At 62.8% G+C, this 25,280-nt stretch carries 28 protein-coding genes; 11 read left to right on the forward strand and 17 right to left on the reverse strand.

Features of this window, described 5'->3' with window-relative positions; translation table 11 throughout:
- Positions 1-74: 74 nt before the first annotated feature.
- Positions 75-974: a LysR substrate-binding domain-containing protein gene (locus LB519_RS20210; protein WP_224620979.1), complete on the reverse strand. Its 900-nt coding sequence runs from the start codon at positions 972-974 to the stop codon at positions 75-77.
- A gap of 110 nt (positions 975-1,084) precedes the next feature.
- On the opposite strand from LB519_RS20210, the gene LB519_RS20215 reads away from it, so the two are divergent.
- Together LB519_RS20215 and LB519_RS20220 are read left to right on the forward strand one after the other, a co-directional pair.
- Positions 1,085-1,375 (forward strand): muconolactone Delta-isomerase family protein, encoded by a 291-nt coding sequence (locus LB519_RS20215; protein ID WP_013532552.1) that lies wholly within the window; start codon positions 1,085-1,087, stop codon positions 1,373-1,375.
- Between the two features lie 174 nt (positions 1,376-1,549).
- Positions 1,550-2,548 (forward strand): transporter, encoded by a 999-nt coding sequence (locus LB519_RS20220; protein WP_024503048.1) that lies wholly within the window; start codon positions 1,550-1,552, stop codon positions 2,546-2,548.
- Between the two features lie 16 nt (positions 2,549-2,564).
- Here LB519_RS20220 and LB519_RS20225 read toward each other — a convergent pair whose 3' ends face one another.
- From LB519_RS20225 to cysS, 8 genes are all read right to left on the reverse strand, one after another.
- Complete coding sequence (locus LB519_RS20225; protein WP_063171780.1) at positions 2,565-3,251, reverse strand: glutathione S-transferase family protein; 687 nt, start codon at positions 3,249-3,251, stop codon at positions 2,565-2,567.
- A 9-nt stretch (positions 3,252-3,260) separates the two neighbouring features.
- Positions 3,261-4,187, reverse strand: coding sequence for an EamA family transporter RarD (rarD, locus tag LB519_RS20230; protein ID WP_024503050.1), 927 nt, complete (start codon positions 4,185-4,187; stop codon positions 3,261-3,263).
- An 83-nt stretch (positions 4,188-4,270) separates the two neighbouring features.
- On the reverse strand, positions 4,271-5,893 hold the full coding sequence (gene cimA, locus LB519_RS20235) for a citramalate synthase (protein WP_196815395.1): 1,623 nt from the start codon (positions 5,891-5,893) through the stop codon (positions 4,271-4,273).
- A complete protein-coding gene (gene pip, locus LB519_RS20240; protein WP_127368678.1) occupies positions 5,890-6,846 on the reverse strand; it encodes a prolyl aminopeptidase in 957 nt (318 codons plus the stop codon). The genes cimA and pip overlap by 4 nt, the downstream gene beginning before the upstream one ends.
- Complete coding sequence (locus tag LB519_RS20245; RefSeq protein ID WP_013532558.1) at positions 6,843-7,319, reverse strand: GFA family protein; 477 nt, start codon at positions 7,317-7,319, stop codon at positions 6,843-6,845. The genes pip and LB519_RS20245 overlap by 4 nt, the downstream gene beginning before the upstream one ends.
- Positions 7,316-7,807: a GFA family protein gene (locus tag LB519_RS20250; RefSeq protein WP_013532559.1), complete on the reverse strand. Its 492-nt coding sequence runs from the start codon at positions 7,805-7,807 to the stop codon at positions 7,316-7,318. Before LB519_RS20250 ends, LB519_RS20245 begins: the two co-directional genes overlap by 4 nt.
- 6 nt (positions 7,808-7,813) lie before the next feature.
- Positions 7,814-8,200 (reverse strand): VOC family protein, encoded by a 387-nt coding sequence (locus tag LB519_RS20255; RefSeq protein ID WP_013532560.1) that lies wholly within the window; start codon positions 8,198-8,200, stop codon positions 7,814-7,816.
- Entirely contained in the window at positions 8,197-9,633 is a 1,437-nt protein-coding gene (gene cysS / locus LB519_RS20260; RefSeq protein WP_224620980.1) for a cysteine--tRNA ligase, read from the reverse strand. The genes LB519_RS20255 and cysS overlap by 4 nt, the downstream gene beginning before the upstream one ends.
- Before the next feature lie 390 nt (positions 9,634-10,023).
- Here cysS and LB519_RS20265 point away from each other — a divergent pair, with 390 nt between their 5' ends.
- The gene (locus tag LB519_RS20265; RefSeq protein ID WP_013532562.1) at positions 10,024-10,179 is read left to right on the forward strand and encodes a hypothetical protein; all 156 of its coding nucleotides are present in this window, start codon (positions 10,024-10,026) and stop codon (positions 10,177-10,179) included.
- A gap of 61 nt (positions 10,180-10,240) precedes the next feature.
- Here LB519_RS20265 and LB519_RS20270 read toward each other — a convergent pair whose 3' ends face one another.
- Complete coding sequence (locus tag LB519_RS20270; protein ID WP_127385306.1) at positions 10,241-11,002, reverse strand: SOS response-associated peptidase; 762 nt, start codon at positions 11,000-11,002, stop codon at positions 10,241-10,243.
- A gap of 128 nt (positions 11,003-11,130) precedes the next feature.
- Between LB519_RS20270 and LB519_RS20275 the strand changes: the two genes are divergently transcribed.
- The 4 genes from LB519_RS20275 (at position 11,131) to LB519_RS20290 (ending at position 13,596) form a co-directional block, all read left to right on the forward strand.
- Positions 11,131-11,565 carry an NUDIX hydrolase gene (locus tag LB519_RS20275; RefSeq protein WP_024503054.1) on the forward strand — a complete coding sequence of 145 codons (435 nt, stop codon included), beginning with the start codon at positions 11,131-11,133 and terminating at the stop codon, positions 11,563-11,565.
- A gap of 81 nt (positions 11,566-11,646) precedes the next feature.
- The gene (locus tag LB519_RS20280; RefSeq protein ID WP_224620982.1) at positions 11,647-12,024 is read left to right on the forward strand and encodes a TIGR02301 family protein; all 378 of its coding nucleotides are present in this window, start codon (positions 11,647-11,649) and stop codon (positions 12,022-12,024) included.
- Between the two features lie 458 nt (positions 12,025-12,482).
- Positions 12,483-12,740, forward strand: coding sequence for a hypothetical protein (locus LB519_RS20285; RefSeq protein ID WP_008874920.1), 258 nt, complete (start codon positions 12,483-12,485; stop codon positions 12,738-12,740).
- An 82-nt stretch (positions 12,741-12,822) separates the two neighbouring features.
- Entirely contained in the window at positions 12,823-13,596 is a 774-nt protein-coding gene (locus tag LB519_RS20290) for a hypothetical protein (RefSeq protein WP_013532566.1), read from the forward strand.
- A 33-nt stretch (positions 13,597-13,629) separates the two neighbouring features.
- On the opposite strand, the gene LB519_RS20295 is transcribed toward LB519_RS20290, so the two are convergent.
- Positions 13,630-14,961, reverse strand: a complete 1,332-nt coding sequence (locus LB519_RS20295) for a dihydroorotase (protein WP_224620984.1) — start codon at positions 14,959-14,961, stop codon at positions 13,630-13,632.
- A gap of 75 nt (positions 14,962-15,036) precedes the next feature.
- On the opposite strand from LB519_RS20295, the gene LB519_RS20300 reads away from it, so the two are divergent.
- The 3 genes from LB519_RS20300 (at position 15,037) to LB519_RS20310 (ending at position 18,839) form a co-directional block, all read left to right on the forward strand.
- Entirely contained in the window at positions 15,037-15,897 is an 861-nt protein-coding gene (locus LB519_RS20300; RefSeq protein ID WP_224620985.1) for a YgfZ/GcvT domain-containing protein, read from the forward strand.
- The gene (locus tag LB519_RS20305) at positions 15,897-16,532 is read left to right on the forward strand and encodes an HD family hydrolase (RefSeq protein ID WP_224620986.1); all 636 of its coding nucleotides are present in this window, start codon (positions 15,897-15,899) and stop codon (positions 16,530-16,532) included. Before LB519_RS20300 ends, LB519_RS20305 begins: the two co-directional genes overlap by 1 nt.
- A 165-nt stretch (positions 16,533-16,697) precedes the next feature.
- Positions 16,698-18,839, forward strand: coding sequence for a putative bifunctional diguanylate cyclase/phosphodiesterase (locus tag LB519_RS20310; RefSeq protein ID WP_224620987.1), 2,142 nt, complete (start codon positions 16,698-16,700; stop codon positions 18,837-18,839).
- An 11-nt stretch (positions 18,840-18,850) separates the two neighbouring features.
- On the opposite strand, the gene LB519_RS20315 is transcribed toward LB519_RS20310, so the two are convergent.
- The gene (locus tag LB519_RS20315; RefSeq protein WP_027162671.1) at positions 18,851-19,741 is read right to left on the reverse strand and encodes a fatty acid desaturase family protein; all 891 of its coding nucleotides are present in this window, start codon (positions 19,739-19,741) and stop codon (positions 18,851-18,853) included.
- Between the two features lie 112 nt (positions 19,742-19,853).
- Between LB519_RS20315 and LB519_RS20320 the strand changes: the two genes are divergently transcribed.
- Positions 19,854-20,765 (forward strand): LysR substrate-binding domain-containing protein, encoded by a 912-nt coding sequence (locus tag LB519_RS20320; RefSeq protein WP_064993160.1) that lies wholly within the window; start codon positions 19,854-19,856, stop codon positions 20,763-20,765.
- A gap of 18 nt (positions 20,766-20,783) precedes the next feature.
- Here LB519_RS20320 and LB519_RS20325 read toward each other — a convergent pair whose 3' ends face one another.
- From LB519_RS20325 to LB519_RS20345, 5 genes are all read right to left on the reverse strand, one after another.
- Complete coding sequence (locus tag LB519_RS20325; protein WP_013532573.1) at positions 20,784-21,056, reverse strand: DUF3303 domain-containing protein; 273 nt, start codon at positions 21,054-21,056, stop codon at positions 20,784-20,786.
- 18 nt (positions 21,057-21,074) lie between these two features.
- The gene (locus LB519_RS20330) at positions 21,075-22,538 is read right to left on the reverse strand and encodes a RimK family alpha-L-glutamate ligase (protein ID WP_013532574.1); all 1,464 of its coding nucleotides are present in this window, start codon (positions 22,536-22,538) and stop codon (positions 21,075-21,077) included.
- Complete coding sequence (locus LB519_RS20335) at positions 22,535-23,641, reverse strand: peptidase C39 family protein (RefSeq protein WP_013532575.1); 1,107 nt, start codon at positions 23,639-23,641, stop codon at positions 22,535-22,537. Before LB519_RS20335 ends, LB519_RS20330 begins: the two co-directional genes overlap by 4 nt.
- A 310-nt stretch (positions 23,642-23,951) precedes the next feature.
- Positions 23,952-24,743: an anti-sigma factor family protein gene (locus LB519_RS20340; protein WP_027162669.1), complete on the reverse strand. Its 792-nt coding sequence runs from the start codon at positions 24,741-24,743 to the stop codon at positions 23,952-23,954.
- A complete protein-coding gene (locus tag LB519_RS20345) occupies positions 24,740-25,258 on the reverse strand; it encodes an RNA polymerase sigma factor (protein WP_013532577.1) in 519 nt (172 codons plus the stop codon). Before LB519_RS20345 ends, LB519_RS20340 begins: the two co-directional genes overlap by 4 nt.
- Between the last annotated feature and the right edge of the window lie 22 nt (positions 25,259-25,280).

Below are 25,280 nucleotides of genomic sequence, written 5' to 3' on the forward strand. Positions count from 1 at the left end.
CCCTACTGCCCTACTGCCCTACTGCCCTACTGCCCTACTGCCCTACTGCCCTACTGCCCTACTCCCCTACTGCCCTACTCCCCTACTCCCTCTTCCGCCGCAGCCTGCCGCAAATCGGCAATCACCGCGCGCCGGTCATGACGCCGCCAGGCGAGATGGAGTGAAACCGTGCGGTCGAACCACGGCAGGTCGCGAAACACGATCCGCGGCGGCGCGGCGGCACGCAGGCTGGCTTGCACCGTCGCCAAGCCGAGACCCGCGCTGACAAGGCCGAGCGAGGTCAGCGGGTCCGCCGTCTCATAGGCGATGTCGGGCAAAAAGCCGGCTTTGGCGCAGGCGGCAAGGAACTGGCCGCGATTGGTGTCGTCCGGCTGGCGCACGACGGTGATCCAGGTGCGACCGTCAAGATGGTGCGGCCCGATCTCTGGCACTTCAACGAGTGGGTCATCTTCGGGGATCGCCAGCACCAGCGGCTCATGCCGCAGCGCCATGGCGGCGACATCCGGATCATCATCGGGTGGCGGCGAGTAGACAAAGCCCAGATCCAGCGACCGCTGCCGTAGCCCTTCCAACTGCGCCGCCGAACGCAGGCTTCTCAGCTGCAGGTGGAAATCCGGCCGGTCGCGACGGAACTGGCGCAGCATCCCGGCGACAAGCCCGGCATGAACGGCCCCTTCGACATAACCGATGGCGAGCCGGCCGACGGCACCGCTGGCCAGGTTGCGGCCGAACTCCTCCACACGTCGCGCATTGGACAGCAGCGCGCGGGCCTCGGGGAGGAAGGCGCGGCCCTCGGCGTTGAGATGGACCCGCTGCTTCGACCTCTCAAAGAGGGAAACACCCAACTGCTCCTCGAGCTGGATGATCTGCCGGCTGAGTGGCGATTGGGAAATATGCAGCATTTCGGCTGCGCGCCCGACATTTCCGGTTTCGGCGACCGTGACGAAATAGCGGAGCTGGCGCAGGTCGAACATTTCTCCTCCAAGGCTCAAGTCCTTTTGGGTCTCAACTTTAGCCTAATCAGTCTTGGACTGTCTGACCAGCCAAAAGCGATAATCGGCCATCCCAACCAAAGGAGACCGCCATGCAGTTCTTTGCCCTCCTCGCTCGCAACACCGAAAAATTTACCGATGCCGATTTCGCTCCACTTCTGCCCGGCGAAGCCGAACAGCGGCGCACGCTCTACGCCGAAGGGGCGGTACGTCAGGTGTGGAACCGAGGCGACATCCCGGGCAGCGGCATGATGCTCGAGGCTGCTGATGATGCTGAGGTTCGCGGCCACCTCGCCACCTTGCCGTTGGTCAAGGCCGGCATGATGGACATTGCCGCAATCGTGCCCCTCAAGCCCTACCCCGGCTTCGGCCCGAAGCACTGACAGGGCACATCCGGGGGTGACGAAGGCGTCACCCCCAGATTGACACGGGGGATCGACAGACTGTGATCGGCTGTCAAGAAACCGTCACACGAAACCGGCTTCGCGCGTGCTAGGAATCAGTATCAGGCAGCCGCCGTGCGGCGCCATCTTCGGAACATGCATCTGGCACCGCCCATGGACATCACTCTCGCCCCGGAAGGCACCGATCTGTCGCCCTACCTGCCCGACGAGCACGGACTGTTCTTCATCTATCACTTCACCGCTGAGGGCGTGCGAACCAGGGACGCCGCCGCCGCGCACTGGACATGGCGCAGCTACCAGCTTTCCGACATGCGGGCCCGTCACGAAATCGGCGCCGATCGGGCTTTGCCGGCACCGGTGCGTGAAGCTTTCCTGTCCGCCAGCCATGGCTGCCACATCGACCTCGAGGACGACTGGCTCTATGGCGATCTGCCGGACCTGCGCCATGACTATTCGGCGGAAGCGGGCGGGCTTGGCCATTTCCGCTTCGCGCTCAATGACACGATGCTGGTCGGCGCCCGCAAGCAACCGCTGCAGTCGGTCGACAACATCCGCAAGGCGATCGAGAATGGATCGCGCAAGTTCCGCTCGCCAGCCGAGTTGATCGAGGCTGTCGTCGGCCAGTCGTTCGATGGCATGGTGGCGGAACTTGCGGCACTCGGCGACAGTCTCGACGGCATCGAAGACCGTATCGTCTGCGACGCATGGCACAATGAACGGCAATCCCTGGTCGACGCGCGCCGGCATCTGGTGGTGATCCACAGGCAGATGGCGACGCTGACCAATCTGTTCCGTCACCTTGATCATTCGCACCGCAACGACCTGCCAGACAGCATCAACGACATGGCCGCGCGCCTTTCACACCGGGCGCAGACGCTGCACTATGACGGCGAGCAATTGCAGGCGCGCGCCCGGCTATTGCAGGACGAGCTTATGGCAAAGCTGACGACGCAGTCGAACCGGCTGCTGTACGTCCTGTCGGTGATGACGGCGGTGCTGTTGCCGATGACCATCATCTCAGGCCTGTTCGGCATGAACGTTGGGGGCCTGCCGCTGGTCGACACGCCAATGGGCTTTTGGGTGGTGACGGCTGTGTCGATGGTGATCGCGGGCGCGACCTATCTCTTTGTCAGGCGGCTCGGACAGATGTAGCACCCGCCGGCAGCTTTCACGCAGTGGCGCGAAGATCCTCGATGATGGTGCCGGCGGCGGCCACTTCCGCTTCGTGATCGGGCTCGCGCCAGGTCTCGGCAAGCCCAGCCGCATGCCATTCGCGCATCGCCGGCAGAGCAAGCAACTGCGCCGGATACGCTGCAGCCGCGCCCTCGAAGGAGAGCCCATAAGACTGTGCGCGGAACGCCACCGGGGCAAAGAAAGCATCTACTGCGGTGAAATGAGCGCCCGCCAGAAATGGCCCGCCGAAACGAGCAAGACCATCATTCCAGAGGTCGTCGAGGCGAAAGAGGTCCTGCTTCAGCGCATCGGACATCGGAAACGGCTCTACCCGCACGCCGCAACTCATCGGACAGGCGCTGCGCAATGCGGTGAAGCTCGAATGCATCTCGGCGGCGGCCGAGCGCGCCCAGGCGCGCGCCTTGGCTTCGACGGGCCACACGCCATGGTGGCGTTCGGCCAGATATTCGACGATGGCCAGCGAATCCCAGACCGCCCAGCCGTCGTCGACCAGGCACGGCACGCGGCCGCTCGGTGAGAAGGAACGGTACAGATCCCAGCTCGATCCGGTCGGGAATGGCGTCAGCCGTTCCTCGAATGGGATATCCAGCGCGCGCATCAGCACCCAGGGCCGCAGCGACCATGAGGAATAATTTTTGTTGGCGATATGCAGCAGGTACATCGAACCCCCTTACCGTACGGGCTGCGGCGCGGCGCGTCGCGCTGTCGTCAACATCGACCAGGAATAGACTGCCAAAGCCGCCCAGATCAGCGCAAAGGCGATGGCCTGGATGGTGCCGAAAGGCTCGTCGAAGATCAGAACGGCGATCAGGAACACCATGGTCGGCGCGATATATTGCATGATGCCGATGGTTGACAGCCGCAGCAGCTTGGCGCCGAAGGCGAACAGCAACAACGGCACCGATGTGACTGGACCGCAGCCGATCAGCAACGCCGTATCCGTGCCACTGCTGGATACGATGTGGTCCTGTCCGGTTGCGATGAGATAGACGATGTAGCCAAGTGCCGGCACCGACAGCAGAAGGACTTCGAGCAAAAATCCCTGGCTCGGGCCGATCGGCAGCGTCTTGCGGAAGAAGCCGTAGGCGGCGAAGGAAAACGCCAGTGCCAGCGACACCCAGGGCAGCTTGCCGCCTTCGATGGTCAGCACGGCGACGGCGACGGCCGCCAGCACCACCGCCGCGATCTGCAGCCGGTCGAGCCGCTCGCCGAGCAGCAGCGCGCCGACAACGACGCTGACCAGGGGATTGATGTAGTAGCCGAGCGCGGTTTCGACGGTGCGGTCGACCGCGATCGCCCAGACATAGATGCCCCAGTTGACCGAGATCAGCGCCGCCGTCAGCGCGGCCATGGCGATGGTGCGCGGCGAACGCAGCGCCGCCTTGAAATCCGCCGTGCGGCCGGCCCAGATCAGAACGGCGGCGGCGATCGGCACCGACCAGACGATGCGATGGGCAATGACTTCCGCGAGCGGCAGATGAGCGACCGCCTTCATGTAGAAGGGCAGCAATCCCCATAGCAGATAGGCGCCGAGCGCCAGCAGAAAGCCGCGCCGGGCCTTGGACTCTGCATCCAGGGTAATTGCTTCAGTGGCCATGGGCCAACGCTATGGCCCAGTCACCTTGGCAAGACCATCGCAAAGTTCTGATGGATCAATGGACTTTCGCTGATGGTTCAACCCTATTCGGCGGCCACCAGTCCGGCCATCTCGCGGTTCTTCATCAGCTTGTAGACGATGGAATCCATCAGCGCCTGGAACGAGGCGTCGATGATGTTCTCGGAAACGCCCACCGTCCACCAGCGCGCGCCGGTGCCGTCATGCGATTCGATCAGAACGCGGGTGATCGCCTCGGTACCGCCATTGAGGATACGCACCTTGAAGTCGGCCAGCTCCATGTCGGCGATCTCGCCCTGGAATTTGCCGAGGTCCTTGCGCAGCGCGATGTCGAGCGCGTTGACCGGGCCATGCCCTTCGGCCACCGACATCTTCTCCTCGCCATCGACCACCACCTTGACGATCGCTTCGGAGACCGTCTTCAACTGGCCGTTGGCGTCGAAGCGGCGCTCGACCATGCAGCGGAACGAGGTGACGTTGAAGAATTCCGGCAGGCCGTGCAGCATCTTGCGGGCGAGGAGTTCGAAGCTGGCATCGGCGCCTTCATAGGCATAGCCCTCGGCCTCGCGCTCCTTGACCACGGATATCAGCGCGTCGAGCCGGTGATCGTCCTTCGGCACCTCGATGCCGCGTCGCCTCAGCTCGGCGAGGAAATTGGCCTTGCCGCCCTGGTCCGAGACCATGACACGGCGGCGGTTGCCGACGGTTTCGGGGGGGACGTGCTCATAGGTCGCCGGCTCCTTGGCCAGTGCGGATGCGTGGATACCCGCCTTGGTGGCGAAGGCGGAAGCGCCGACATAGGGCGCTTGCGCCTCTGGCGCTCGGTTCAGGAGTTCGTCAAATGCGCGCGACAACCTGGAAATGCCTGTCAGCGCCTCAGCCGAAATGCCAGTTTCGAAACGATCGGCGAAGGCCGGCTTTAGCGCCAGCGTCGGCACGATCGAGATCAAATTGGCGTTGCCGCAGCGCTCCCCGATGCCGTTGAGCGTGCCCTGGATCTGGCGCACGCCAGCCTCGACAGCGGCGAGGGAATTCGCCACGGCCTGGCCGGTGTCGTCATGGGCATGGATACCGAGATGATCGCCTGAAATACCCGACGAAATAACCTTCTCGACGATGGCGCGGACTTCCGATGGCTGCGTGCCGCCATTGGTGTCGCACAGCACCACCCAGCGCGCCCCGGCATCATAGGCGGTCCTGGCGCAGGCCAGCGCGTAGTCGGGATTGGCCTTGATGCCATCGAAGAAATGCTCGCAGTCGACCAATGCCTCCTTGCCGGCGGCGATCGCCGCCTCGACGGAGGCCTTGATGGCGTCGAGGTTCTCCTCATTGGTGCAGCCGAGCGCGACACGGACGTGGTAGTCCCAGCTCTTGGCGACGAAGCAGATGGCATCCGATTTCGATTGCACAAGAGACGCTAGGCCGGGATCGTTGGACGCCGACACCCCTGCCCGCTTGGTCATGCCGAAGGCGACGAATTTGGCGCGCTCCGTGCGCTTCTCCTGGAAGAAGGCGGTGTCGGTCGGGTTGGCGCCGGGATAGCCGCCTTCGACATAGTCGAGGCCAAAAGCGTCAAGCAGTTTTGCGATGGCGATCTTGTCCTCGACGGAAAAGTCGATGCCCGGCGTCTGCTGGCCATCGCGCAACGTGGTGTCGAAGAGATAGAGGCGCTCGCGGGTCATGGTCATTTGCCTGCAAACTTGTCCGTCGCGCGGATCAGCCGGTCGAGGATACCCGGCTCCGAATAAGCATGGCCGGCGCCCTCGATCAGATGGAAATCCGCCTTTGGCCAGGCCTTGTGCAGCGCCCAGGCATAGCGCGCCGGGCATGGCATGTCGTAGCGGCCATGGACGATGGTGCCGGGGATGTCGCTCAGCCTGTGCGCGTCGCGCAGCAATTGTCCCTCTTCCAGCCAGCCGGCATGGACGAAATAGTGGTTCTCGATGCGGGCGAACGCGACGGCATAGTCGTCCTGCCCAAACGGACCGCTTGTCTCAAGCTCCGGCAACAGCGTGATCGTTTCGCCTTCCCACAGGCTCCAGGCGCGGGCCGCCTCGATCTGCGCCTTTCGATCCGTGCCGACCAGCCGCTTGCGATAGGCGGCCATCATGTCGCTGCGCTCGGCCTCCGGGATCGGCGCCAGGAAGCGCTCCCATTTGTCCGGGAACATTTCCGAGACGCCGAACTGATAGTACCATTCCAGTTCCGCACGCGTCAGCGTGTAGATGCCGCGCACCACCAGTTCGCTGACGCGTTCTGGATGGGTCTCGGCGTAGGCGAGCGCAAGCGTCGACCCCCAGGAGCCGCCGAACACCAGCCATTTGTCGAAGCCGGCCATTTCGCGCAGCCGTTCGATGTCGGCGACCAGGTGCCATGTCGTATTGGCTTCGAGCGAGGCGTTGGGCGTCGATTTTCCGCAGCCACGCTGGTCGAACAGGATGACATCGTAGAGCTTCGGGTCGAACAGCCGCCGGTGTTTTGGCGAAATGGTGCCGCCCGGCCCGCCATGCAGGAACACCGCCGGCTTGGCGCCTTTGGTGCCGGAACGCTCCCAGTAGACCTGGTGGCCGTCGCCGACATCGAGCATGCCGGAATCGAACGCCTCGATCTCGGGATAAAGCGTACGCAATTGACTGCTCATAGTTGTAAACCTTTGGTCGGCCAGTCCGGCGTTTCATGGTCTGGGTGCTGGAAGGAGATGATGGATTCCTGCCTGTTGTAATAATCAGGATCCTGGTGGACGGGCTGATCGAAGATCGTCTCCACCCAGGGCAACCGCGCGGCATAGTTGACCTGGATCTGCGGTGCCAGGTCCGAACGGTCGTCGAAGGCACCGATCGCGATTTCCAGCCCGCCGGGCTGCCGATATGTCAGCGGCGTGCCGCAGCGGGCGCAGAAACCACGATCGATGTTGACCGACGACTGGAAGTAACTCGGCTCTTCATGGGTCCATTCGACGCCATCTCTGGGCACCGTGACCAGCGCGCCGAAGAACGAGCCGAACTGCTTCTGGCACATGCGGCAATGGCAGATGGACGGACGGCCGAGCGCTCCATGAACGCGGAAGCGCACGGCGCCACACTGGCAGCCGCCGGTTCTTACCTGATCGGTCATGATCTTTCCTTTGGCGGCCATTGTTCGGTGTCGTGGTCGGGGTGCTGGTAGGAAACGAGATCGGCCAGATAGGAGGCCGACGACATGTCGGCCATGGTGTCCTCGCCCGGCAGTTGCGGGATCGAGTCGACATAGGGCAGCTTTGCCTCGATCCCCCATTGAATCAGCGGCACGATCTCCGCTGGATTGTCGAACGCACCGATGGCGAGGCCAACCCCGTCCGGCGCGGTGAAGGTCAGCGGCGTGCCGCAATCGGCGCAAAAACCGCGATCGACATGGTTGGACGAACGGAAGTATTTCGGCTCGCCGCGCGTCCAGTCGAGCCTGGCGCCACGCACCGAAACCAGCGGCGCGTAGAACGCGCCGAACGCCTTCTGGCACATGCGGCAATGGCAGACCGAAGCGTCGCCCAAAGCGCCTTCAACGCGAAAGCGCACCGCGCCGCACTGGCAGCCGCCGGTGTAGATCGGTCGGTTGTCGAGGCTCATCGCTGATCACTCCGGCGCATGGCAGACGGCCTCGACGTTGTTGCCGTCGGGATCGAGGACGAAGGCGCCATAGTAGTCCGGGTGATAGTGCGGGCGCAGGCCCGGCCCGCCATTGTCCTTGCCGCCGGCGGCAAGCGCCGCAGCATAGAAGGCTTCGACCTCGGCGCGGCTGCGCGCGGTGAAGGCGACGTGCTGATGGGCCTTCTGACCATCCTTGCCTTCCTGCAGCCAGAATACCGGCCGATCGCGACCGTAGCCACCGACCTTTTTACCGCCGGTGTACTCCAGCGGCACCATATACAACAGCGCGGCACCAAGCGGCGCCATCGCCTTGTCATAGAAAGCCTTCGAAGCGTCGAAATCGGCAACGTTGATGCCGAGATGATCGATCATCTTTTTACCTCCCAGGTGGTGATGCGTTCGCCTGTGACCGGATCCTTGCCGTCCTTCAACTGTATCCCTTGGGCCAGCAGGTCGTCGCGGATGCGGTCGGCTTCGGCCCAGTTCTTGGCGGCGATGAACGCGAGACGCTTGGCGATGGCCTTGGCGACGTGGCCTTCATCAACCTTCGCCGACGCGACGTCGAAGCCGAGGAACAGCAGCGACGCCTTCAGCGATGCAGCGGCATCGTTGCCGTCCACTGCCTCGCCGGCCAACTGGGTCAGGATCTGGAAGGTGGCATAGGTGGCGAGATCGTCCGACAAGGCGTCGATGATCTCCACGGGCACCTGTCCCGCCGCCGTCGGCGCGAGGTCGGCCCCCCGCTTCCATTTTCGCAGGGTGTTCTCGGCCTCTTCCAGCTTGCGCACGGAAAAGTCGATCGGCTCGCGATAATGCGTCATCAGCATCGCCAGCCGCAGCACCTCGCCCGGCCATTTGCGGCCGCCGAAGGTCTCGGTCTCCAGGAGTTCGTTGATCGAGTAGAAGTTGCCGAGGCTCTTCGACATTTTCTGCCCTTCGACCTGCAGGAAGCCGTTGTGCATCCAGATGTTGGCCATCATTTCGGTGCCATGGGCGCAACGCGACTGGGCGATCTCGTTTTCATGGTGCGGGAAGATCAGGTCGAGGCCGCCGCCATGGATGTCGAAGACCTCGCCGAGATAGGCGGCCGACATCGCCGAGCACTCGATGTGCCAGCCCGGCCGACCCCTGCCCCATGGCGAATTCCAGCCCGGCTCCTCCGGTGACGACAACTTCCAGAGGACAAAATCGCCGGGATTTTTCTTATGCGCGTCGACGGCGACGCGAGCACCGGCCTGCTGCTCGTCGAGATTGCGCTTCGACAGCTGGCCGTAGTCGGGCATCGACGCCGTGTCGAACAGGACTTCGCCCGCAGCAACATAGGCATGGCCGCGTTCGATCAGGCTTTGAATCAAGGTGATCATGTCGACCTTGCCGTCGGCACGGGGCTCGACGAATTCGGTGGCGCGCGGCTCGACCGTCGGCGCCAGGCAGCCGAGAACCGCCACGTCGCTGTGGAACTGGCCGGCGGTCTTTTCGGTGACCCGCCTGATCGCCTCATTCAACGACAGCGTGCCGGAAGCGATCTCGCCGCCGAAATCGCGCAAAGCGCGCGCATTGATCTTGTCGTCTACGTCGGTGATGTTGCGCACATAGGTGACGTGCGTCTGCCCATAGAGATGGCGCAGCAAGCGGAACAGCACGTCGAAGACGATCACCGGCCTGGCATTGCCGATATGAGCAAAGTCGTAGACGGTCGGGCCGCAGACATACATGCGCACGTTCAGCGGATCGATCGGGACGAAATCCTCTTTCGTCCGCGTCAGCGTGTTGTAGAGGCGCAGGCCCTGCGATGCGTCGGACATTCGTGCCTTCCCGGTTCAGAACTCAATTCGACGAAGCCAGCCCTGCGCGAACGCAAATCAGGCTCCAGCCTGCTGGCCGGGGCGTTTGTCCAATCTGGGGAAAGATGAGGCGAAAACGTCCGGACCAGCGCGAGGCTAGCCAATAATGCAAATGCCACAAATGGCGAAAGACGTTTTCATGGGCGGCTTTATCGCCTTGGCTTGTGTTGCCGTCAAGTCGCAAGTTTCGGCAAAACCGTCGCTGGGTCACAGGTAATGATGCACTGAAACATTTTATTAAACATGTCGGCACAGTCATGAAACATTCGCCGGCTAGATCAGCAGGCGTCACGATTTGGTCAGAATCGGCCATCAAACGCAGACACGAAAATGTTACCAGGGAAGAGAGACATGCCCCGAACCAAGCAGGAAGCCAACCGCGCCAAGCAGCCCGCGCTGGCCAACCACTATCGCGCAATCGGCCCGGCCGCGATCGTCGCCGCCCTTCTCCATACCGCCAAGAAGAAAAAGCCGGCGCAGAAGATCGTTTCGCCCCGCGCTGCCTGAAGGGGTGTGCGACCGGCGCCAATGGCGCCAGAAATGAAGGCGCCGACACGCGCGCCCTCTGCTAGAACAACGTCATCTGACTGTCGTCCGCGCCGGACTTCTGGCGCTTGACCTTCTCGGGCTCCGGCCCGATCTCGCCCCGCTCCTGAATCTCCGGTCCGGTGTTGGCGACCTTGTTGACGAGGTCGGAGACCGGAATTGCCTCGAAGAAATCGAGCTGTGCCGGTCGCAACAGATCGGCGACATCGCGCGGTTCGAGCGTGCGGCAATCCAGCCAACGTGCGAAATCCCTGGGATCGATCACCACCGGCATGCGGTCGTGGATATGCGCGATGTCGGCATTGGCGTTGATGGTCAGGATGGCGCCGGTGTCCATTTCCGAACCGCCCGGCTCGGCATAGGTCTCGATCAGCCCGGCGAAGGCAACCAGCCCGCCATGCCTGGGGCGTATCCAGTAAGGCTGCCCCTTCTTGCCACCGGTTTGCCGCCATTCATAAAAGCCGGACGCCGGCACCAAAGCGCGGCGATGGCGCATGGCGGCCTTGAACGACGCCTTTTCGGCAGCCCCTTCGGAGCGCGCGTTGAACAGCAGCGGAAACTCGCCTGTATCCTTCACCCAGGTCGGGATCAGCCCCCAGCGCACCAGCATTGGCTGCCGGTCCGGCAGATTGGAGCCCGGCGCCCGCGGAGGGCCGGCGACCGCCATCAGGATCGGCTGCGTCGGGGCGATGTTGTAGCGCGCCGGGAAATCCTCAAGCCCCGCCACGTCCAGAAACGCAGCGGTCTGATCCGGCGTCGCGGTCAAGGCGAAACGTCCGCACATGGTCGATTGATGCCCTTCGAAAGCTTCGGTTTCTGAAAGTGGCGATGGAACCGGCGTTGCGCAACCGCTAAAACTTGTCCACGCTGGCCGGTCCACAACTGACCGGCCTTCAGTCTGATTGGGAATCCATGAACGAAGCGCGCAAAATACTTCCGGCAGTCTCGGTCGCCGTCGTGCGGGCAGACACCGTGCTTCTGGTCAAGCGAGCCCGGCAACCGTCGCAAGGGCTCTATGCCTTTCCGGGCGGCAAGGTCGAACCTGGTGAGACGCTGGAGGCAGCGGCAGAGCGCGAACTTCAGGAAGAAACCGGTTTGCGTGCCACAAATTATCGCCCGCTGCGGGAAATCCACATCGACGGCCGGGATGACAGCCACCCGGTCGATTATCTCCTCACAGTCTTCGGCGCCGCCTATGCCGGCGGCGAGGCCGTGGCCAGCGACGATGCGGAGACGGCGGCCTTCTATACGCTCAGCGAGATGGCGGCGCTGCCGCTGGCAGGCTCGGTATTCGCGGTCGCCGAAGACTTGTTGGCCCCCGGCGGAAACGCCGGACTGCTGTCCTGAAATCAACTTGCGGGCGACAAATTGTTTCGCCACAAAGACTTATGCTGTTTAGCAGAGCCACGCAGCTGGTAGAGAAGGCTTATGAATCGTCCATCCATGCTCCTCGCCCTGTGTCTTGCGGTCGGCGCGACCGTTTCGATACGGCCCGCGCTCAGCGCCGAGTCGCCGTTCGAGCCCGGGTTGATGCGGCTGGCGGAGGTTCTGGGCTCGCTGCATTTCCTGCGCAATCTGTGCGGCGAGAAGGGCGACCAGTGGCGTGTCGAGATGACAAAACTGCTCGATTCGGAAAATCCGGACGCCGAGCGGCGCGCCCGCTTCATTGCCAGCTTCAATCGCGGCTACCGCTCCTTCGGCGGCACCTATACGAGGTGCACGCCCTCGGCGACCGAAGCCATCAGCCGCTATATGAAGGAAGGCGAGACGCTGTCTCGCGATATCGCCTCGCGTTACGGCAACTAATGCATGTCGCCCAAAACTGGCTGCGGTTTTGGGAGAACGACACGCATAAAAACGAAAACCTAAAGCGCCTCGCCTGAATCCGTTCAAACGCGGCGCGCTTTAGGCACTCGCTCATCGACAACTATCCGAACCATTGCTGGGTACAGCCGATATATCGGCTTGTGCCAGGCGATATCTTGGTGCAATCCTCATGTTGCACTTCTGCAACAGTATTAACGAAACCTTACCGCGCGAAAGCGGAATTAACTCAAACTGAAGGTTTTCGCCCCGCAGGCCGCCCCAATCGGCTAAGTTTGACTCGAACTGAACGCAGCTTCGCACAAGGCAATCGGGCTTTGTAAAAGACGATCAAAAAAATGTCGTATTTACAAATACTTAATTGTCCCTGCGTGTGAAATGAACAGATCAGGCCTGATCCACATCAATGGATCGCAGCTTGAAAGGGTGGACATTCGCTTATGGAACATGGTGTCAACGACATCGACGCGCTGGTCAGGGAAGAAAAACGCTTGACCGCCGTGGAAAGCCACAGCGAGGCCTGGGCGGAAGGTCTCTCCGCCGGGATAGAGCCCGAGATCATTGCCGAAGCAGCGCTCGAAACAGCCTTCGGCGAGATGTTGCGTGCCAATGGCGAGACCTCGGCCCTTGCCCTGCTCGACCGTATGCGTGAAAAGGTGATTGCTGGCGCCTTCGAACCTGAACGGCTGCGGCACTGAACCGACGTCCGGTTCTTTGACGGCAATATGCCGCTCGGGCGTCATGCCCGTAAGCAGGGAGAAACGGGCAGTGAGTTTTTCGATGTCAGGCAAGCCGCGTGGCTTGGTCCTTCGCATCTCTTTCGCCGCTTGCTGTGCCGCGATTCCCCTGGTTGTGTGTCTCGCGAGCAGCCCCGCCTATGCGCTGAGCGAAATCAAGCGCGAAGAGCTCCCCCCGACGGTCACGCCGCCGGCCGACGACATGTCGCCCCCCGGAAGCACCGTGCCAATGCCCAACCCGGTCGGGACGCCGCCGCCGTCTAGCCAGCCGACTGCTCCTGCCGAAGCCGAGCCGGACAGTCCGGCGGATGGCGGCGTGACCAGGCCACGCGTCGATCCGGACACGCCGGTGCCCGAGGTCATCTACGATCTCGGCAAGCTGCCGGAACCAGTGCGGCGCATGCATGATTTGATCGTCGAAGCCTGCAAGGGCGGCGATATCGAAAAGTTGCGGCCGTTGATCGGCACGGGCGACAACACAACGCAATTGTCCCTAACCGACATTGATGGCGATGCCGTCGCCTTCCTCAAGGGCCTCTCGGGCGACCCGGACGGCCAGGAAATCCTGGCCATCCTGGAGGAGGTGCTTGATGCCGGCTACGTCCACCTCGATGCCGGCACGCCACAAGAGCTCTATGTGTGGCCGTATTTCTTCGCCCTACCGCTGGACAAGCTGGACGCCAAGCAGCGGGTCGAACTGTTCAAGATCGTCACCGCTGGCGATTTCGACGACATGAAGCAGTTCGGCGCCTATATTTTCTATCGCGTCGGTATCACCCCTAGCGGACAATGGTCGTTCTTCGTCGCCGGGGATTGAGAGCGGCTCTTCCCACCCACGGAGGTGGGGAGCCTAGCAGGGCAATGCCTCAGAAAACTCCACCGCCCTACCCTGGCTTGGCGTGGCGATCTCGCCTTCCCACATCACGCGGCGGCCGCGAATGACGGTGCCGACCGGCCAGCCGACCACTTCTCTCCCGTCATAAGGCGTCCAGCCGGCTTTCGAGCCGGCCTGCGCATTGGTGATGGTCTGGCGCCGCTTCATATCGACGATGGTGAAGTCGGCGTCGTAGCCGGCAGCGATGCGGCCCTTTCTCGCCATGCCGAAGATCCGCTGCGGGCCGTGGCTAGACAGGTCGACAAAGCGCTGCAAGGTCAGCCGGCCGGCATTGACGTGGTCGAGCATGATCGGCACCAGCGTCTGCACGCCGGTCATCCCCGACGGTGAGGCCGGATAGGGCTTTGCCTTCTCGGCCAGCGTGTGCGGCGCGTGGTCGGAGCCGAGCACATCGACGATGCCTTGCGCAATGCCATGCCAGACGCCATCGCGATGGCGCGCGGCACGCACCGGCGGGTTCATCTGGATCAGCGTGCCAAGCCTGAGATAGTCGTCGGCGCTCAGCGTCAAATGATGTGGCGTCGCCTCGCAGGTCGCGACATCCTTGTGTTGTTCGAGGAACACAATCTCCTCGGCGGTCGAGATGTGTAGAACATGGATGCGGGCACGGGCGTTTCGCGCAATGCGTACCAGCCGTTCGGTACAGCGCAAGGCGGCGATCTCGTCGCGCCAGACAGGGTGCGATGCCGGGTCGCCTTCGATGCGTTCGCCAAGGCGCTCGCGCAGCCGGAATTCGTCTTCCGAATGAAAGGCGGCGCGCCGGCGCGTGTTTCTCAGGATCGACGCCACGCCCTCGTCATCCTCGACCAGCAGGTCGCCAGTGGACGAGCCCATGAAAACCTTGATCCCGGCCGCACCCGGCAGCCGCTCAAGCTCGCCGACATCCCCGGCATTCTCGCGGGTGCCGCCGACCCAGAAGGCGAAATCGCAATGCATGCGCCCCGTGCCGCGCCGGACCTTGTCGGCAAGCGCTGCCTCGCTGGTGGTCAGCGGATTGGTGTTGGGCATCTCGAACACGGCGGTGACGCCGCCAAGCACGGCAGCGCGCGAACCCGTTTCCAAATCTTCCTTGTGCTCCAGTCCCGGCTCGCGAAAATGCACCTGGCTGTCGACGACACCCGGCAGGACATGCAGGCCGCGGCAGTCGATCGTCTCGCCGGCCGAGGCCTGGCGGAGATCGCCGATGGCAGCGATGCGCCCGTCCTTCACGCCGATGTCGCGAGCCCCTTCGCCGTCATGGTTGACCACTGTGCCGCCTGTCAGGATGAGGTCGTAGATCATGGCCATGCTCTCTTGCGGGGGGAGTGCCAGCGGCTTACGTAAAGGCCGACCATTTTGCAAGATCAGGTTGCTTTTCCGCCCATGCCCTGTGCCCAGCTCAAAGACCGCGCCCTCATTTCCGTATCAGGTGCGGATGCCGAGCATTTTTTGCAGAACATCCTGACCACCGATCTCGACATCCTGGCTCCCGGCGAAGCCAAACCCGGTGCGCTGCTGACGCCGCAAGGCAAGATCCTGTTCGATTTCCTGATCTCCCGCACCGGCGAGAATGCATTCCGGCTCGAATGCCGTGCCGACATATCGGACGATTTCGTACGCCGGCTGACGCTCTACAAACTGCGCGCCAAGGTCGAGATTGCCAAATCCGATCAGGCGTTTGTCACCGTCGCGTGGGGACATGAATCAACACCCTCACAATCTGATTCAACGGCGGCCGCCGACACACGCTTTCCGAAGGGTGCCGTCACGCGTTCCTATGGCGAAACGGATGAGCGCGGCGATCTTGCCGCGTGGCAAGCCTTCCGCATTGTCGGCGGCATTGCCGAAAGCGGCAGCGACTACCAACTCGGAGACGCCTTCCCCCACGATGTGCTGCTGGACGAAACCGGCGGCATCGGCTTCGAGAAGGGCTGCTATGTCGGCCAGGAGGTCGTCTCGCGCATGCAGCATCGCGGCACGGCCAGGCGGCGCGTGCTGATTGCATCGGCCGACAGGCCCCTGCCCGCGCCCGGCACCGAACTGACCGTCGCAGGCAGGCCGGTTGGCACGCTCGGCTCGACCGTAGAGACGACCGGTCTGGCCATTGCGCGCATCGACCGGGTCAAGGCGGCGCTCGATGCCGGCCAGCCGATCATGGCCGGGGACGTTCCGTTAACGCTGGCCATTCCCGGTTGGGCAAAATTCGCCTTCCCGCAGGAAGCCGTCAGCGCGGAGGAGGCCTGATGGCGGCCGACCGCGTCGGCGCGCCGGCACGCGCCTGGCAGCGCATGCTGTCGGGCCGCCGGCTCGATTTGCTCGACCCCTCACCGCTCGACATCGAGATTTCGGACATTGCGCACGGGCTCGCCCGCGTTGCCCGCTGGAACGGCCAGACCAGCGGCGAGCATGCGTTTTCGGTCGCCCAGCACTCGCTGCTGGTCGAAGCGCTGTTCTGCGACCTGGTGCCCGAGGCTTCGGCCGACGCCCGGCTGGCGGCCCTGCTGCACGACGCCCCCGAATATGTCATCGGCGACATGATCTCGCCGTTCAAATCGGTGATGGGCGGCAGCTACAAGGATTGTGAGTTACGGCTGCAGCGCGCCATCCATCTGCGCTTCTCGCTGCCTCCGGAACCAAGTGCTGCGCTGCGCAAGGAGATCAAGCGCGCCGACCAGATCGCCGCCTATTTCGAGGCAACGCTGCTCGCCGGCTTTTCGACCGCCGAGGCGACCGAGTTCTTCGGCCGTCCGCGCGGCTTCAATGCCGACCGCTTCGATTTCACGCCACGCTCGGTGACCTGGGCGCAGAACGCGTTTCTGAAACGGTTTTCGGCGATCGAGACGTCGCGGCGCCAGGTTTCGGCGACCGCAATCGGCTAAAGCGCGTCGCGCTGAAACGGATCCACGCGACGCGCTTTAGGTCTTTGTTTCTATGCATGTCGTTCCCCCAAAACCGAGGTCACTTGTGGGCGACATGCATTAAAACGCTAAATTAACCGGCGGCGACCACAGTAGCGCGTTCGATCACGGTCCGCAGGCGCGCTCATGCCCGTCGCTGATGCCAAGGATGGTTCGGCCGTCCCGAAACGGGAGGCCGAAGGCATGGACCGCTCCCGCCACATGGAAGACGAACTGCGCGAGCAGAACCAACGCTTTTCGGCTGCCGTCGAGAACATGTCGCACGGCCTGTGCATGTTCGACGCCGACGAGCGGATGATCATCTGCAACGGCAACTACCTGAACATCTTTTGCCTCGACGCCAGAGTGATAAGGCCCGGCATCCGGTTCCTCGACATTCTGCGCCACAGCGTCGATATCGGCATCGCCTCGCAAACAGCCGACGAACTCTACGCCATCCGCAAGCCCTATATCGATCAGGCAAAGCCCTCGACCTACGAAGAAACACTGTCGGACGGCCGCATCGTCAGCATCTCGCACCGCCCTCTGGCTCTGGGCGGCTGGGTCTCGATCTATGAAGACATCACCGAGCAGCGCCGCGCGCAAGAGGATCTCAAGGAGCAGCACCGCCGCTTCGACGCAGCGCTCGCCAACATGTCGCAAGGCCTGCTGATGTATGACGCCGACGGCAAGATGATCGTGCGCAACGGGCGTTTTCTAGAACTCTACAACGTCACCGCGGCGGACTTCCCGCTTGGAACGACGCACCGCGACGCGCTCGAACGATTGCTGGAACTCGGCATCTATACGAAAATCGATGTCGACAGCGAAGTCGCCAAGACCGAGGCCTGCCTGGTGGCGAAAAAAATGCATTCGGCCTATCGGCATCTTACCGACGGCAGGACGGTTCTGGTCACCCGCCAGCCGATGAGCGGCGGCGGTTGGGTGGCGACCTTCGACGATGTTACGGAGCGCCGCCGTACCGAAGAGCGCATGACCCATCTTGCGCATCACGATATGCTGACCGGACTGCCCAACCGCTCGATGTTTCGCGAACGGCTCGACCTTGCGCTGGAGGACACGGCGGCCACGCCGCTGGCGATCTTCTCGCTCGATCTCGATCGCTTCAAGGCAGTCAACGACACCTGGGGACATCCGGCCGGCGACTGGCTGCTGAAGAGCGTGGCCGAGCGGCTGCAGCGCTGCCTGCATAATGAAAACGACGTCGTTGCCCGCTTCGGCGGCGACGAATTCGTCATCATCCAGTTCAATTTCAAGGGCATTGCCAATGCTGAAAAACTCGCGAAGCGCATCGTCGAGACAATCGGAAAACCGTTCCGCGACAAGAGCCGCGAGATGCATATCGGCATCAGCCTGGGCATCGCGGTTTTCCCCGACGACGGCGGAGACGCCGACACGCTGCTGAGGAACGCCGATACAGCGCTTTACCGGGCGAAGAGCGAAGGGCGCAATCTGTATCGCTTCTTCGAACCCGGAATGGACGCAATGGTACAGGCACGGCGTGCGCTGGAGGTCGACCTCGGGACCGCACTGTCGCGCCAGGAATTCGACCTCGATTTCCAACCCATCATGAACATCGCCTCCGGCGAGATCGTCGGCGCGGAAGCCTTGATGCGCTGGCATTCCCCAGAACGTGGCATGGTGGCGCCGGACAGCTTCATTCCGGTCGCCGAAGAAACCGGATTGATCGTGCCGCTTGGAGAATGGGCGCTGAGGAAAGCCTGCACGGCGGCGGCACGGTGGCCCGCCGGCCTGCGCGTCGCGGTCAATGTCTCGGCCGTGCAACTTAAAAGCGGCAGCTTCGCCCGCAGCGTCATCTCGGCGCTGGCTTTCTCCGGCGTGCCAGCCGGTCGGTTGGAACTGGAGATCACCGAAACCGTGCTGATGGACGAAAGCGAGGTGGTGCTAAGGACGCTGCGGCAGTTGCGCGAACTCGGCATCCGCATCGCGCTGGACGATTTCGGCACCGGCTATTCGTCGCTCGGCTACCTCAGGCGTTTTCCTGTCGACAAGATCAAGATCGACCGTTCGTTCATCCACGACCTCGGCAATCGCGACACCGCGGCGATCGTTCGCACCGTCATCGGGCTGGGTGCCGAGCTTGGCATCACTGTCACCGCCGAGGGGGTCGAGACCGAGGTGCAACTCGACATCCTGCGCAGCAATGGCTGCACCGAGGCGCAGGGCTTTCTGATCGGCGCGCCGTCAAAGGCGGCCGAGATCCAGCGCCTGTTGAGATCCCGAGCGCCGCACAGCCAGACCGGCTAGGCCGGCCATCGTCAATGCAGCGTCTCGATGTACTTTTCGTGGAAGCTGACATAGCCGGGCTCGACCACCTTGAGATGCCGCTCGATCAGCGCATGAAACCGCGGCAGTTGATGAAACGGCACGCCGGGATAGGCATGATGCTCGGCATGGAACGGCATGTTCCACGCCAGCTTGCGGACCAGCCAGTTGGTCAATGTGGTCCTGGTGTTCTCCAGCATGTTGGCGACGAACGGACAACGACCGTGCTCGGCCAAGAGATAGAGGCGCAGAAACGGCTGCCCCAACAGAGCGGGCAAAATCCAGACATAGACAAGCACCGAGAGCCGGAAATAGACGGCCAGCAGAAGGAGCACGGCATAAAAGGCAATCATGGCGCGTGCCTCGATGCGCACCTTGTCATAGCCCTTTGGCGGAACGTAGCTTTCGCGACCACGATCCGCGGCGTTGGCATAAAGCGTCTTGATGTGGCCCCACCATAACGGGATGCCGGATATGTGGACGAGGTATTGCCGCCATGTCTCCGGCTTGGGGAACGCCAGTTCCGGGTCATTGTCGGGATCTTGCGTGTATCGATGGTGGGCAAAGTGGAAGTAGCGGAACCAGTCCGCCGGCAGCGCGATCGCCAGGCTGCACACCCGCGCCACGACATCGTTCAGCCGCTGCGCCTCAAAGGCCGTGCGATGAACCGTCTCGTGCAGCAGCGTGAACAGAAACACGATGAGGAGACCTTGCGGCAGCATCAGCAGCGGCCAGAACGGCACTTTGGCGGCGATCAGCGATCCGAGGATCACGATCGCACCCCAATGAGCGGCAAGCTGAACGAGGCCCGCGGCATCAGACTTGGCGGTCAGCCGGTTGCGCTCCTCCTGCGTCAACGATGAAATTACGTCGCGATGATCCACGGGCTTCGATCCAGGCTGGGATTTGATAGAATCCACTGTAGCGCATGAAAAACCTTTCCAAAAATGACGATTTCTGCGATTTAGATAAGCTGAACTTATCTATTCGGTGATCATGGCCGTACTTCCCTCTCTCAAAGGACTTCAGGCTTTCGAGGCTGCGGCTCGCACAGGCAGCTTTGCGGGGGCGGCGGAAGAGCTTTCTGTATCCGCCGCCGCCGTCAGCCAGCTCATCCGCACCGTCGAGGAGCAGATGGACCGCAAGCTGTTCCATCGCGTCAACCGGCGCGCCGTCCTCACCGAGGCCGGCGTCGAGATGCTGCCCAGGCTGACCATGGCCTTCCAGGAGATCGGCAGCGTCGCGCGCCAGCTGGGCGGCGATGCGTTCCGCCCGCGCCTCGTGGTGTCGGTGCCGCCATCCATGGCCATGGGTTGGCTTTCGCAGCGCCTCACTGGTTTTGTCTCCAGCCATGGCGCCGTCGACATATCGCTCAGAGGCGAGGATGACCCGGTGCCGTTCGACCGTGAGTTGATCGACATCAGGCTCACTTATGGCCCGCACTATCGCGAGCACCCGACCGAGGACATCGTCCAGGACGCAGTCTATCCCGTGTGTGCACCCGGGCTGGCCGACACGATCAAACCCGAAGGCCTCGCCAGCCTGCCGCTTATCCATACCGGCTGGGGACCGACCGGTGCGTCCTTTCCGTCCTGGCACAACTGGTTCGAGGCGGCCGGCATCGAGCCCGGCCGGGCAGCGCAGCGCGGCCTTTCGGCCAACTCATCGCGCGCAGCACTCGACCTTGCCATTTCGGGATTGGGCGTGGCGCTGGCGCAAGGGATCTACTGTGCCGAGGCGCTGGAGGACGGCCGACTTGTCAGGCCCCTCGCCCAAATGGTCGAGCTGCGCCAGCCCTATTGCCTGACGATCCCGGAGCGCAGCGCCAGGCGCGATGTCGTGGACGCGTTTCGCCAATGGCTGATCGACGAGTGCCGGCGCGCAGTCGGCTCGCCGGCACTGCGTTGACGTGACACGCGGCAATGGTCAGAGGTGCCCGCTCAATGCCTCAGCCATGTCCTTGTTTGTCGCCACGGGGATGATCTCGAATTCCACCAGATCCGCCCATTCGATGACCCAACGCTGCAGCAGCGTGACGTCATCGGCCTCCACCAGCAGGAAGCAGCGGCTCATGTCCGCCGCGATCCAGCTGTGGTGCACGAGCAGCTCGTCCGGTTTCAGGCGGCCGCGGTCGCGAAAGCGGCGATAGATCTCCTTGCGATCACAGCCGGTGAAGTCCTCGATCACGATGAACTGCATGTTCTACCCCCGATCAAATTACCGCCCCGGCCGGTCCAACCGCTCCAGGAACCACTGCGTCAGCCGCACCCACACCTCGTCCTTCTCACCGGAATCCTCCCAGCCATGGTCGAGGTTGGGATTGTCATTCACCTCGATGACGAAGACGCCGTCCTTGGTCTCCTTGAGGTCGACGCCATAGAGCCCGTCGCCGATGCAGCGCGCCGCCTTCACTGCCGTCTCGACGACATGCGCCGGCGTTTCCTTCAGCGTGAAGGTCTTGATGCCGCCCTGGTCGGGCTTGCCGTTGGCCTTGTGGTTGACGATCTGCCAGTGCTTCTTGGCCATCAGATAGTGCACGGCAAACAGCGGCTGGCCGCCGAGCACGCCGACACGCCAGTCATATTCGGTCGGAATGAATTTCTGCGCGATCAGAAGGTCGGAATCCTCCAGCCATTCGGTGGCGAGCGTCTTCAGTTCCTCGAAATTGGCGCATTTCTTGACGCCGCGCGAGAACGACGAATCCGGGATCTTCAGCACCAGCGGAAAGCCCAGCGTCTGCGCCGCCAGTTCGAGATCCGAGGTGCCGGCGATCATCACCGTCGGCGGCACCGGCACCTTGTTGTAGGCCATCAGCTCGTTGAGATAGACCTTGTTGGTGCAGCGGATCATCGACAGCGGATCGTCGATCACCGGCATGCCTTCCTGCTGGGCGCGGCGGGCGAAACGATAGGTGTGGTTGGAGATCGAGGTGGTCTCGCGGATGAACAGCGCGTCGTAATTGGCGAGCTTGGCCAGGTCCCGCTTGGTGATCGGCTCGATTTCGACGCCCATCTTCTCCGCGATCTTGGCCCAATAGCGCAGCGACGAGATCTCCGAGGGCGGCAATTCCTCATGCGGGTCGACCAGCGTGGCGAAGGTGTAGCGCGCCGGCGTACGGCCCTTGGTGTCGCGCCACTCCCGGTTGGTGTAGGTTTCCAGGCACTGGATGAAGCTTTTTTCCTCGTCCTCGGTCATCCGCGCCAATGGATGAAAGCCGATCTTGCGGATCGAGGCCCATTCGGCGCTGTCCTTGATGTGGACTTCGAGCGCCGGTGCGCGGAACCAATCGAACAACAGCTTGGCGAAACGGTCCCAGATTTTTGACGGCCCGATGCCGAAGAAGATGCAGACCTTTTGCGGAAAGGCGCCACCAAGATCCTTGCGGCATTTGTTGAGCGCCAGTTCCAGTTCCGGCAGCGCGTGCTCATAGAGCTTGCGTTCCGACAGGTCGATCATCGTCTCGACGGTCGGGATCACCTTGTGGCCGCGCGAGCTTGCCAGCAGCGAGGCATAGTAGCCGCGGCTCTGGTAGGCGTAATTGTTCGACAGGTTGATGACCTTCGGCCGCTGGCCGCGAAACAATGACGGATGCGCGAGATAGTCGCGGTTGGTGATGATCTTATGCGGTGTCGCCACCTGGTCGAGATCGCTCTGCCTGCCGGTAAGGATGACCCAGGTCATTGTCTGTCACGCTTTCCCAGAGTGATGGCGGCCCGCAGTCCATCGCGACCGAACTGCGCCATGTTCATGAAGATGCCGTAAGGCACGGGAATGTTGGCTGCATCAAGGATGGTCTCCTGCCTTTCATCCTCGACCCAAGGGTCGTGGATCAGGATATGGTCGCCGTCATCGCCGATCGCCAGCACCCAGTGCGGCACCTTCTTGCCGAACATCAGGAAGCCGCTGATCAGCACCAGCACCAGCTTTCCCCCAGCGATCGCAGCGCGGATATCGTCGATTGTGAATGCACGGTAATTCACCGGGATGCCGTAAAGTTCCGCGCGTCGGCGAAAGTCGACCTGCGCCAGTTCCATTACCCTGCGCTTGTCCTCGCTGCGCACCGATTGCAGGAACAGCGCGCCATAGAAGGAGACGTAGATCTCCACCGCGAGCCCGCTCTCGTAGCCCGAGACAGCGAGGCCGAACGGCTCGCAACCGCCGGGACCCGACATCATGAAGACGGTCGTCGCTTCACGCCACAGGCGGATTTCCATGACCGGATCCGGCACGAAGCCGCGATCGAAATTGGCCATCGCCATCATCAGGCAGCACGGACCGCAGGTGAATTCGCAGGTCTGCGGGTAGAACGGCACCTTGGTGGCGATCGGAATGTCGCCACGCAAGGTTTTTTCGTAGCGAAGTGCCGTTTCGCCATCCTCATAGTAGCCGGGCTCACGCCCGATCTTGCGATAACCGGCCCGTTCGTAGATGCGGATCGCGCGGCTGTTGTCTTCGCGAACTTCGAGACGCAGCATCATGCGGTCGTGCTCGAAGGCGGCATCTTCGGCGGATCCGAGCAGGATGCGGCCGACACCCAGCCCGCCGAAAAACGGACTGGTCGCAATCGAGTAGAGGCGCGCCACGCCGCTGCCTTTGCGAAACAGCACGATCGCATAACCGGCCACGCGGCCGTCGACTTCGGCGACCAGCGTCTCGGCGGTTTCACGCTCGATGAACAGTCGGAAGGAGCGGCGGGAAATACGGTCGCTTGAGAAAACAGCTTTCTCGATGGCGGCGAGATCATCGACGTCAGACGCGCGGGCCGTGCGGATCTCGGCAGGCATGCGGCTTCAGAAAACCTCGATTGGTGGTGGAAATGGCCCTACTCGAACACGTCCTTGACGCCAACCAGGGCGTTGGGAAAACCGGCGTCCACCTGGGCGCACGAAGTCCGCTCCACCACCTTGAATCTTCGCCTCGTTTTTCCAAAAACCGTTTCCGATTTTCGGGGCGATGCGACGGCATTCATCAAGCGCTATCGCACCTCGATTAGGGCCGAATTGTGACAAATCCGACGCCGATCCGACGGGCGCAAAAGGTCCTTCGGCCGGATCGGCATTCGCGGATCGACGGCACCGGCAAAAGCGGTGCCGTTCAGCTTGCCAGCCCGTTTACAAGTTGCGTGTAGGCGTTCCTGGCGACCTCGTTCAGCCGCTCGCGCGGCAAGGAGCCGACGACGGCGCAGCCATAGCCCTTGTCCAGCCAGTAGACGGCCTCGGGTCCGTCTTGCGTGGCGGCGTAGGTGCCCTTGGCATTCTCCGTCGATTCCGTGGTGACGAACAGCGATATACGCTGCCCATTGCCGTCCTCGTAAAGCAGCATGGCGGCCTTGCTCTCGCCTGCCGGAAGCAACCGGCCGCCGACCAACTGGAAACCGTTCGCGGTCAAGTCGGGTGCCACCAGCTTCAACCCTACCCGGTTGGACAGCCAGGTCTGCAGATGGTCCTTGTCGCTGGCCGGAACCTCGACGGCATGCCGCTTTTCGGCGGCATAGATGACATGGGCCGCGATTGCCTGCTCGGCCAGCCGATCTTCCGCCGGGTCCTCCTGGCCGATGCCGTCGACGCCGGCAAGGTAGCCACCAAGCCCGCCGGCGACCAAAAGCACGGCGGCAGCAGCGGCAAGCCACCAGCGCGAGCGTGGCACAGCTGCCTTGACCGGCGCCTCGCCAAGCACGACCTTGCGCAGGCGCGCGGGCACGGCTTCGTCCAGCACCCCGGCGAAGGCGGCCTGCAGCGCCGTCCGGTCGGCGGTGAAGCGGGCGCTCCTGGCCTTCATCTCGGGATTGGCGTCGAGCCAGGCGTCGTAAGCGGCGCGCTCGTCTGCAGGCAGCTCGCCATCGAGCGCCATGTGGATGTCCCGTTCGGAAAAGTCGCGGCGGATCATTTCTCGACGATCCTTATTGCGCGGCGACGCGCCGTATCGTCCAGCAACCCACGCAATTCCTCACGCCCGCGCGCAATGCGCGACATCAGCGTGCCAGCGGGGACGCCCAGAATGTTGGCGGCTTCGGCATAGGAAAAACCTTCGATGGCAACCATGACAAGAGCTGCGCGTCGATCGGGGCTGATCGCCTGCAACGCGTCGATGATCTCGCGCGAGGCGATACTCTCCACCTGCTCTGCCGGCTGGGCAACGGCCTCGCCCGCCTCCAGCGGCAACATCGCCGCCTCGCCGCGGCGGTTCACCTTGCGCATCTGGTCGATGAACAAATGATGCATGATCGTAAACAGCCACCTCCGGGGGCTTTCTCCTGTCTGCCAGTTGTCGAGCCGCACAAGCGCCCGCTCGAGGCAATCCTGGACAAGGTCGTCGGCAGCGTCGCGGTCGCGCAAAAGCGAGCGTGCGTAACGGCGCAGGCGCGGTATTTCGCCAAGGATTGCTGCCTTCTTTTCGTCCATGACCGCTGGTTTCGAGGTCGCC

The organism is Mesorhizobium sp. AD1-1 (assembly GCF_020164655.1).
GTDB lineage: Bacteria > Pseudomonadota > Alphaproteobacteria > Rhizobiales > Rhizobiaceae > Mesorhizobium > Mesorhizobium ciceri.